This window comes from Mesorhizobium sp. ORS 3428, assembly GCF_001854785.1.
GTDB lineage: Bacteria > Pseudomonadota > Alphaproteobacteria > Rhizobiales > Rhizobiaceae > Mesorhizobium.
Genome location: NZ_MDFL01000020.1, coordinates 1 through 8,245 on the forward strand (window position 1 = coordinate 1; position 8,245 = coordinate 8,245).

Sequence of the window (8,245 nt, forward strand, 5' to 3'; positions counted from 1 at the left end):
TATTCGAGCGCGCGCTTTGAATCTTCGTAATAAACGCGACCGGCATCCGTCAGTCCCTGGCGTCGTGTGGTGCGCTCAAGCAAGCGCGCGCCGAGGCTGTCTTCAAGCTGGCGCACATATTTTCCWACCATGACGGCCGACATTTCGAGCYGCTGCGCAGCCTCGGTGAAGTTGCCTCCTTCCACGACGGCAACGAAGGTTTCCATGGCCCGTAATCTATCCATATTGCTAACCACCAGTTCGCAAACAACGAAGTYGTGGCGCATTTATCACCGCAATGGTTCGGTGAATAGTAGCGACGCTTCAGCCTGAAATTTGAAAAGGAATATTCTATGAGGATCGTTGTAATCGGCRCCAGTGGCGATGTCRGTCGCTTCGTGGTGGAAGAGCTTGCGCRCGATGGCAGGCACGACATCATTCGTGTCGGTCGCACCCAGGGTGATCACCAGGTCGACATCGCCGATGATGAGAGCGTGGATGCGCTGTTCAGGAAAATCGGACGAGTTGAYGCCATCATTGTAGCCGCAGGCAATGTCATCCTGGCGCCGATCGAAAAAATGACGGCGGCCGAGTTCCACAAAGGCTTGCAGCATAAGCTGCTCAGTCAGGTGCGTGTTGCGCTGGTTGGTCAGCATTACCTTGCGGACGGAGGGTCGATCACGCTGACCTCCGGCATCGCTGTCGATGATCCGATTGCGCAAGGCTCCAATGCCGCAAGCTCCAATGCCGGGATCGAGGGGTTCGTGCGTGCCGCCGCCTGCGATTTCTCCAGAGGCATCCGCATCAATGCGGTCAGCCCGACGATGCTAACGGAATCGATGGACCGCTTTGGTCCGTTCTTYCCCGGTTATGAAAGCGTCTCGGGAACGCGTGTCGCAATGGCCTACAGACGCAGCATTGAAGGCGTGCAGACCGGGCGCGTGTATCGGGTCGGCCATTGAGCTGAAGGCCCGCGGCGCTCCAACCGCCGCGATAAATGCCTGAGCCTGGGTGTCGCGCGAGTCCGAATTTCGCGACACTCCGATCTTTCCTGAACGCTTCGAAGGCCCGAACGCTCTAAAGGGACGTCTCGCAGTCGTCCGATCTGCGACAGCCCATCCACGCTGCGCATCTCCTCGCAGCACATCGCCAACTGGCTGCGCCACAAGGTGTGTTCGGAGATCCAGGTCCGGGATTCGCTGCAGCGCATGGCGGCGATCGTCGACCGCCAGAATGTCGGCGACCCGTTCTACCGGCCGATGGCGCCGGATTTCGACAAGTCGATCGCCTTCCAGGCCGCCTGCGACCTGGTATTCAAAGGCGCCGTTCAGCCCAACGGCTACACCGAGCCGGTGCTGCATGCGCGCAGGCTGGAGCTGAAGGCGAAGGACCGGGCAGGGTAGCGCCGGAAATCCGCGCCAGGGACGTTACGCCGCCTGCGCCATGCGCTCCGCGCTCATCCGGTAGGAGATCGCCTCGGCGAGGTGGATCCGGCCGACGGTTTCGCTGGCGTCGAGGTCGGCAAGCGTCCGCGCCACTTTCAGCACGCGGTGATAGGCCCGCGCCGAGAAGCCGAGTTTTTCGCTGGCATCCTTGAGCAGCGTCAGCCCGGCGGTGTCGGGCTTGGCGATCTCCTCGATGATCGCGGGCGGACAATGCGCGTTGGTGCCGGCGCTGGTGGCGCCCAGTCTCTCCAGCCGCTCGCGCTGCATGGCCCGCGCCCGGGCCACGCGCTGCGCCACCGCCGCACTCGTCTCCGCCCGGTCGGGCCGGATCAGGTCGCTTGCCGAAACCGCCGGCACTTCGATCCTGAGATCGATGCGGTCGAGCAGCGGGCCGGAGATGCGCGCTTGGTACTCGGTGCGGCAGCGCTCCCCGCGCAGGCAGCGATAGCCCGGCTCGCCCGACATGCCGCAGCGGCAAGGATTCATCGCCGCCACCAGCTGGATGCGCGCCGGATAGGTGACGCGGTGGTTGGCGCGGGCGATCACGCAGTCGCCGGTCTCCAGCGGCTGGCGCAGCGCATCGAGCGTCTGCGGCGAGAATTCCGGGAATTCGTCGAGGAACAGCACGCCGTGATGGGCGAGCGAAACCTCGCCCGGCCGTGCCCTTAAGCCGCCGCCCACCATCGCCGCCATCGAGGCCGAATGATGCGGCGCGCGGAATGGCCGGCGGTCGGTGAGCTTGCCTTCGCCGAGCTCGCCCGCAACGGACGCGATCATCGAGACTTCGAGCAGTTCCTTCGGCGCCAGCGGCGGCAGGATCGAGGGCAGCCGCTGCGCCAGCATCGACTTGCCGGAGCCGGGCGGGCCGACCATCAAGAGGTTGTGGCCGCCGGCCGCCGCCACTTCCAGCGCCCGCTTGGCGCTTTCCTGGCCCTTGATGTCCGCGAGGTCCGGCAGGTCGCGCGCCGAAACCTGGATGCCGGCTTCGGGCCGCGACAGCACCTGCGTGCCACGAAAGTGGTTGGCAATCGCGACCAGGCTGCGCGGCGCCAGAATATCGAAATCCTTGCCGGCCCAGGCGGCTTCCGGCCCGCAGGCGAACGGACAGATCAGGCCTTTCCCTTCCGCATTGGCGCCGATCGCCGCCGGCAGCGCGCCGGCAACAGCCGCGATGGTGCCGTCGAGCGACAATTCGCCGAGCACCACATAGCCGGCCAGCATGTCGCCCGGAGTGGCGCCAAGTGCTGCCATCAGGCCGAGCGCGATCGGCAGGTCGTAATGGCTGCCTTCCTTGGGGAGATCGGCCGGCGCGAGGTTCACCGTCACCTTCTTCGACGGCATCGACAGGCCCGATGCATGCAGCGCGGCCTGCACGCGCTCGCGGCTCTCGGCCACCGCCTTGTCCAGCAGCCCGACGATCTGCATGCCGACCTTGCCAGGTGCTACCATCACCTGGACATCGACGGGCACGGCCTCGATGCCCTGGAAAGCCACCGTGCGAACCCGCGCCACCATTGTCTCAAGCCCCCGATGCGGCTCGCGCGGCTTTGCGACCAAGCGGCGAGCGAAGTCAGGCTAGACAACCACAGATTTGCGGCTTAGGCAAGAACATTACGGGAACATTGCTGCTCGGGCTAGCCGGCGAACYAATGCCGGAGACGAAATTACTTCCTCTTCCCCTCAACGCAGTCCCAGAAAAGTCCCGCAATATCGGCGCCGCCAAAACGTTGCACCTCGCGGATGCCGGTCGGCGAGGTGACGTTGATCTCGGTCATATAGTCGCCGATCACGTCGATGCCGACGAGGATGAAGCCGCGTTCTCGCAAGGCAGGGCCGATGYGGGCGCAGATCTCGCGCTCGCGCTCCGTCAGTTCGGTCTTCTCGGCGCGGCCGCCGACATGCATGTTGGAGCGGGAATCGTGCTCGGCCGGCACGCGGTTGATGGCGCCGACCGCCTCGCCATMGATCAGGATGATGCGCTTGTCGCCCTTGCGCACGTCCTTCAGGTAACGCTGCACGATATAGGGCTCGCGGAAAAGCTGGCCGAACATTTCGAGCAGCGAGGGAAGGTTCCGGTCGGCCTCCAGCAGATGGAAGATGCCGGCGCCGYCATTGCCGTAGAGCGGCTTGACGATGATGTCGCCGAACTCCTTGCGGAAGGCGGCAACTTCTCGCGGATCCTTGGTGATCAGCGTTTCYGGCATCAGGTCGGGGAATTCGGTGACGAAGATCTTTTCCGGGCTGTTGYGCACCCAGGCCGGGTCGTTGACCACCAGCGTCTTCGGGTGGATGCGCTCCAGTATATGCGTGGTGGTGATATAGTTCATGTCGAAGGGCGGATCCTGCCTGAGCWGCACCACGTCCATCTCGGAGAGGTCGGTGCGCACCGRTTCGCCGAGCGAATAGTGGCTGCCCTTCTCATCGCGCACCTRCATCTCCTCGACGCGTGCGAACACCTTGYCGCCCAGCATGGACRGCCGGTCGGGCGTGTAGTGGAAGAGCTTGTGGCCGCGCCGCTGCGCCTCCAGCGACAGCGCGAAGGTCGTGTCGCCGGCGATCGACACGGTGGAGACATGGTCCATCTGGACGGCGATTTTCAGCGGCATCTGCGGTCTCCGGAGGGGCTTCGTCGCCGATATAAGGAACTCGGAGGCTTCTGCCAATCGGCCACAGGCTATCGGTCGAAGACCAGCCTCGAATAGCCGAGGAAGGAAAGCGCCATGGCGACGACCGAGGCGAAGGCCAGCGCTGCGAGCGGCGGCAGCGTGGGTAGTGCGAAGAGAGTAGCGCAGTAGACGAGATAATTGACGATGCTGGTGGCGATGCCGACGCCGCCATAGCGCGCGCCCTCCTGGGCGATGYCCCGGCTCGAAGGCGAAAAGGTAAGGTGGCGGTTGATCTGCCAGGTGACGCAGAGCGCGAAGCCGATCGACAGCATGYGTGCGATCAAAGGCCCAAGCGGCGTGACGGAGAGCAGCAGCCAAAGCGCCGCCGCATCGGCGACGAAACCGATGCCGCCGGCAAGCACAAAGCGGGCAAGGCGACCCATCAGGCCGCCCGCGAGGCCTTGCCCGGCTCGCTCTTCGGGGGCACCTGCCCGTTGACGTCGGCGCGGCGCTCGATGCGGCCGGACGGGATCGAAAGATAGAAGATGCGCTTCTGTTCGGYGCGGCCGYGCGACACCGAATCGAGGATCAATCCCGTCACCGCCGACAGCATGGAGAGCAGCAGCATGCCGACCGACAGCACCCAGGTCGGCATTCGGGGCACAAGCCCGGTCTCGGCATATTCGACCAGCACCGGGATCATCAATCCGACGCTCGCCGAGAGGAAGAACAGGGCGAAGGTGCTGAAGAAGCGCAGCGGCTGCGTTTCCTTCACCAGCATTGCGAACATCCAAAGGATCCTGGCGCCGTCGCGGAAGGTCGACAGCTTCGACGAGGAGCCTTCCGGGCGGCGGCCGTAGTCGAGCGCCATCTCATTTACCGGCAGCTTGAGTTGCGAGGCGTGGACCGACATTTCGGTCTCGATCTCGAAGCCGCCGGAAACCGCCGGAAAGCTCTTGACGAAGCGCCGCGAAAACACCCGGTAGCCGGAAAAGATATCGGTGAAATCCGCCCCGAACAGGCCCTTGTAGAGCCGATTGAAGATGCGGTTGCCCAAGGCGTGGCCGTGGCGGCCGGCATCGTCTCTCACGCCGCGCCTGGTGCCCACCACCATGTCCGAGCGCTCGGTGAGCAGGATGTTGATCAGCTGCGGCGCGTCTTCCGGCGCATAGGTGCCGTCGCCGTCGGCCATCACATAGATGTCGGCGTCGATGTCGGCGAACATGCGGCGCACGACATTGCCCTTGCCCTGGCGCGGCTCGCGCACGACGATGGCGCCGGCCGCGCGGGCCCTGAGCGCGGTAAGGTCCCTGGAATTGTTGTCGTAGACATAGACAGACGCGGAAGGCAGCGTTTCGCGGAAGCGCCGCACGACCTCGCCGATCGTCAGTTCCTCATTGTAGCAGGGCAGCAGCACGGCGATCGCCGGCTCGTTGCGGACTTCGTGCGGCATGTCTGTCTCTCCGGATGCCTGGCCCGGCCCTCCGGCCGCGCCAATGCCGGCCCAAATGCCGGTGTCTCCAGGCCGCTTTACTATTTATTGAAGCCGTTAAGGCTAGGTTTAAGCCCCCGATCTCCAAAAGGCCTCGACGATGCGCACAGCCAAGGACGGCGCCGCCACCTGGAAGTCCGATCTCATGCTGGCGCTGCTGGCTGCTCTGTTCGCGCTCGCCGTCAACGCCTGGATGGGCTTCAGCGAACTGGCCGATGGCGGCGGCGACAATGACAATCTGCTGCGGCTGGTCGAGGTTCGCGACCTGCTTGCCGGCCAGGGCTGGTTCGACCTGCATCAGTACAGGATGGGTCCGGAGGGCGGCTTCGTCATGCACTGGTCCAGGCTGATCGACGCTCCGATCGCCGCCATCATCCTCGCCGCCTCGGCGCTGACGGGCACCGTCCCCCTGGCCGAAGACATCGCTCAGGTGCTTTGGCCGGCGCTGCTTTTCTGCTTCACCMTGTTCTTCACCATCCGCGCCGTGCGCATATTCGCCGGCGAGAGCGCGATGCTGCCGGCGATCGTTGTCGGCGGCGCCGCCTTCCATTTCCTTGGGATCTATTCGCCCGCCGCGCTCGACCATCACAATGCCCAGCTGTTGCTCACCATGGCGAGCCTGGCATTGCTGCTCGAGGCGCCGGTCCATCGGACGGCGGCGCTGTTTTCCGGCCTCTGCGCCGCGCTGACGCTTGCCATCGGCATGGAAACCGCGCCCTATGTCGCCACCATTGGGGTTTGYGTTTCCCTGCTATTCGTTGTCGACGGAAGCGGCGAGCGCGAGACCGCCCGGGATTTCGGCCTCGGCTTTGCCGGTGTCTCGGCGCTTGTCTTCCTGGCCACCATTCCGGCGTCCGCCTGGGGCGAGGCGCAATGCGATGCCTTCTCCACGGTGCAGTTCGTCGTCGCCGCCATAGCCGGTGTTGGGCTCTCGGCAATCGCCTCGATCGACGCCGCCTCTCGCAGCGCGCAGCGGCGTCTGCTCTCGCTCGGGCTGCTTGCCGTCGCGCTCGGCGTGGTCGCCGTGGTGCTGTTCCCGCAATGCTTGGCGGCGCCCTATGCCGATCTCGATCCACGGCTGAAGGAGCTGTGGCTCGATCATATCGACGAGGCGCAATCGCTCTTTACGCTCCTTGCACAGGACCCTTCCCGCGTGGCGGCGCGTTACGCGACACCGGCGGTGGCGCTCATTCTGATGGCGCTGCGCCTGGGCCGGGGCGGCTGGCGCCGACAGGACAGCCTGGTCGGCGCGCTGCTTGTCGTCGCGTTCATCGTCGGCGTCTGGCAGGTTCGCGGCACGACATTCTCGGTCGCCTTTGCCGTGGTTCCGCTCTCCGCCTGGATCGCGAAATGGCGCACACGTGCCGAGACCAGTTCTTCCGCCGGCGTGGCGCTGCGGCTGGCTGCCGTCTGGCTGGTGTCGGTCAATCCGGTCTGGACTGGCGCCGCGGCAGCCACCTCAGTAGTGCTTGAAAAGCAGACCATTCCCACCGAGGAAAGCGGCGCGGACGAGGCTTGCGAGAAGAAGGCCACCTTCGCGCCGCTCGGCCGCATGCCCGCCACCACCGTCCTGGTCATCTCCAATCTCGGCTCGCCGGTCCTCGCCTACACCGGGCATCGCGTCTTTGCCGGACCCTATCACCGCAATGTAGCCGGCAACCTTATGGCGTTGGACGCCTTCCTCGGCTCGGCCGACGAGGCGCGGCGGATCGCGCAAGCGCATCATGTCGGCCTCGTCGCGGTCTGCCGCGGCAACAGCGAAAGCCGGATGCTGGCGGAAAAGGCGCCGCAGGGCTTTCTCGCCGGCCTGATGCGGGGCAGTGTGCCGGACTGGCTCGAGCCGGTCGCCGAGACCCAAACCAGCCCGATTGAGCTCTATCGCGTCARGCAAGCCGGCTAAAAAGCAATTCCAGGAAAAGTGCGCAGCGGKTTTCCGTCCGGAATTGCGAAAGAGAGTCGSATCGCGGTCCGCTCCGGATGATCAGAAAATCGATTTTCCGATACTTTTCCTAAACGCTTTGCTGCCAGTCTGGCGGAAAATACCCGCCATCAGAACAGGGACATGATGCAAACGACGTTTGGCACAGGGCAGCCAGGCAGGGAGAACACGGATCTGGCCTTTACCGATCCGCTGACCGGACTTGGCAACCACCGTCGCTTCTTTGACAAGGTCGATCGCCTGATCAGCGACCGTGCAGACGATCCGGTGCCCTTCACCATCGGCATCCTCGACCTCGACGGCTTCAAGCCGATCAACGACCTGTTCGGCCACAAGGCCGGTGACGACATCCTGATCCAGGTGGCGATGCGCCTGCGCGCCTCGATGGACGGCTATTCCACCGTTTGCCGCATCGGTGCCGACGAGTTCGCCTTCCTCTACCCGATGGTGTTCAGCGAGGAGCAGGCGGCCGAGAAGTCGCGCATGCTGATCGAGATCCTGTCGGCGCCCTATGATGTCGGCGAGCGCACCGCCAGATTGTCCGCCTCCGTCGGCTGCTCGCTGTTCTACTTCGGCGACGAGACCACAGAGATCCTCATCAACAAGGCGGAGACCGCGCTCTACCACGCGAAGCGTTCGGGCCGCGGCCGCGTCGTCGTCTACACCCGCGAGATGGAGGAGGCCGCCAAGCGCGTCACCCGCATCGAGCAGGCGCTGCGCCGCGCCGTCTCCGCCGGCGAGGTCGAGCCGCATTTCCAGCCGATCGTCGATCTCAACACCCGCC

General features: G+C 64.8%; 8 protein-coding genes and 1 pseudogene. 4 read left to right on the forward strand and 5 right to left on the reverse strand.

From position 1 onward, the window contains the following. Positions 1 to 206: LysR family transcriptional regulator (locus tag ORS3428_RS05035; protein ID WP_274534779.1), on the reverse strand; the 206-nt coding region annotated here is incomplete at its 3' end. 126 nt (positions 207 to 332) lie between these two features. Between ORS3428_RS05035 and ORS3428_RS05040 the strand changes: the two genes are divergently transcribed. Together ORS3428_RS05040 and ORS3428_RS05045 are read left to right on the forward strand one after the other, a co-directional pair. After that, positions 333 to 941, forward strand: a complete 609-nt coding sequence (locus ORS3428_RS05040) for a short chain dehydrogenase (RefSeq protein WP_071094631.1) — start codon at positions 333 to 335, stop codon at positions 939 to 941. A 156-nt stretch (positions 942 to 1,097) separates the two neighbouring features. Next, positions 1,098 to 1,382, forward strand: a pseudogene (locus ORS3428_RS05045) (malate synthase G); the annotation flags it as partial. A 24-nt stretch (positions 1,383 to 1,406) separates the two neighbouring features. On the opposite strand, the gene ORS3428_RS05050 reads toward ORS3428_RS05045, so the two are convergent. The 4 genes from ORS3428_RS05050 to ORS3428_RS05065 all read right to left on the reverse strand — a co-directional run bounded on the left by ORS3428_RS05050 (position 1,407) and on the right by ORS3428_RS05065 (position 5,483). Further along, complete coding sequence (locus tag ORS3428_RS05050; RefSeq protein WP_071094649.1) at positions 1,407 to 2,939, reverse strand: YifB family Mg chelatase-like AAA ATPase; 1,533 nt, start codon at positions 2,937 to 2,939, stop codon at positions 1,407 to 1,409. A 149-nt stretch (positions 2,940 to 3,088) separates the two neighbouring features. Beyond that, on the reverse strand, positions 3,089 to 4,030 hold the full coding sequence (gshB, locus tag ORS3428_RS05055; protein WP_071094635.1) for a glutathione synthase: 942 nt from the start codon (positions 4,028 to 4,030) through the stop codon (positions 3,089 to 3,091). Between the two features lie 68 nt (positions 4,031 to 4,098). After that, complete coding sequence (locus ORS3428_RS05060) at positions 4,099 to 4,473, reverse strand: GtrA family protein (RefSeq protein WP_071094637.1); 375 nt, start codon at positions 4,471 to 4,473, stop codon at positions 4,099 to 4,101. Then, positions 4,473 to 5,483 (reverse strand): glycosyltransferase, encoded by a 1,011-nt coding sequence (locus tag ORS3428_RS05065; protein ID WP_071094652.1) that lies wholly within the window; start codon positions 5,481 to 5,483, stop codon positions 4,473 to 4,475. Before ORS3428_RS05065 ends, ORS3428_RS05060 begins: the two co-directional genes overlap by 1 nt. 139 nt (positions 5,484 to 5,622) lie before the next feature. Between ORS3428_RS05065 and ORS3428_RS05070 the strand changes: the two genes are divergently transcribed. Beyond that, on the forward strand, positions 5,623 to 7,422 hold the full coding sequence (locus ORS3428_RS05070; RefSeq protein WP_071095193.1) for a polysaccharide biosynthesis protein GtrA: 1,800 nt from the start codon (positions 5,623 to 5,625) through the stop codon (positions 7,420 to 7,422). A gap of 165 nt (positions 7,423 to 7,587) precedes the next feature. Beyond that, positions 7,588 to 8,245, forward strand: a 658-nt coding sequence (locus tag ORS3428_RS05075) for a GGDEF domain-containing protein (protein WP_122984372.1), incomplete at its 3' end; no start/stop codon positions are given.

Coding starts and splice junctions, on each gene's coding strand:
- ORS3428_RS05050 (WP_071094649.1), bottom strand. CDS start 2,939: ATGGTGGCGCGGGTTCGCACGGTGGCTTTCCAGGGCATCGAGGCCGTG.